Genomic DNA, 1,149 nt, shown 5'->3' with positions numbered 1-1,149 from the left:
TCCGCCGGACACGGCGCCGCGCGCGGCGTCGACTGGGCCGCCACCGTCAAGGACGCCGGCCTCGCCGCCTTCGTGGCCTTGCTGCTGACCGTGCCGCTGGTGGGCCTGCGCACCGTCGACCGCCCCACCGGTCTCGGCATCGAAGCCCGGCCGGAAGAAGTCATCGCCTCGCTGGTCCTCGTCTTCCTCGGCCGGCTCGGGCTCGGGCTGATCCGCCAGGGCATGGCGCTGCCGGTGCTGATCCTGGCGCTGGTCTGCGCCGGCATCGGGCTGGTGCTGCCGATGCCGACCCAGGTGCTGCGCCTGGTGCTGGTGCTGGGCGGCGGCGTCATCGCCATCCGCGCCGCCATGACCGTCGCCACCGGCCGCTCCAAGCTCAGCCAGGCCGACCGCGACAAGCGCATGGATCGATTCGCCGCCAAGGTGCAGCATGCCAGCAAATACATCGGCCCGGTCGCCGTCGTCTTCGCCGCCATCCTGCCGATGACGCCGCTGGCCGACCGCATGCTGCTGGACATCGGCATCCTGCTGCTGACCTACATCATGCTGGGCTGGGGCCTGAACATCGTGGTCGGTCTGGCCGGCCTGCTCGACCTCGGCTATGTCGCCTTCTACGCCGTCGGCGCCTACAGCTACGCGCTGCTCGCCCATTATTTCGGGCTCAGCTTCTGGCTCTGCCTGCCGCTGGCGGGGCTGCTCGCCGCCTGTTCCGGCGTGCTGCTGGGCTTCCCCGTCCTGCGGCTGCGCGGCGACTATTTCGCCATCGTGACCTTGGGCTTCGGCGAGATCATCCGCATCATCCTGGTCAACTGGTACCAGTTCACCGGCGGCCCGAACGGCATCTCCGGCATCCCGCGGCCGAGCTTCTTCGGCATCGCCGACTTCTCCCGCACCCCGGCCGAGGGCATGGCCGCCTTCCACGAGCTGTTCGGGCTGGAGTTCTCGCCGCTCCACCGCATCGTCTTCCTCTACTACCTCATCCTGGCTTTGGCCCTGGTGGTGAACCTGTTCACGCTCAGGGTGCGCAAGCTGCCGCTGGGCCGGGCCTGGGAGGCTCTGCGCGAGGACGACATCGCCTGCGCGTCCCTCGGCATCAACCGCACCAACATGAAGCTGGCGGCCTTTGCGATTGCGGCGATGTTCGGCGGT

General features: G+C 69.3%; 1 protein-coding gene. It reads left to right on the top strand.

Annotated elements, in window-relative coordinates; translation table 11 throughout:
- A partial coding sequence (locus tag TSH64_RS15955; protein ID WP_109452705.1) for a DUF3382 domain-containing protein occupies window positions 1-1,149 on the top strand: 1,149 nt, incomplete at both ends.

Source organism: Azospirillum sp. TSH64 (genome assembly GCF_003116035.1).
Taxonomy (GTDB): domain Bacteria; phylum Pseudomonadota; class Alphaproteobacteria; order Azospirillales; family Azospirillaceae; genus Azospirillum.
Note: the sequence above shows the minus strand (reverse complement) of the source record. Positions and strands in the feature narration are given on the sequence as shown.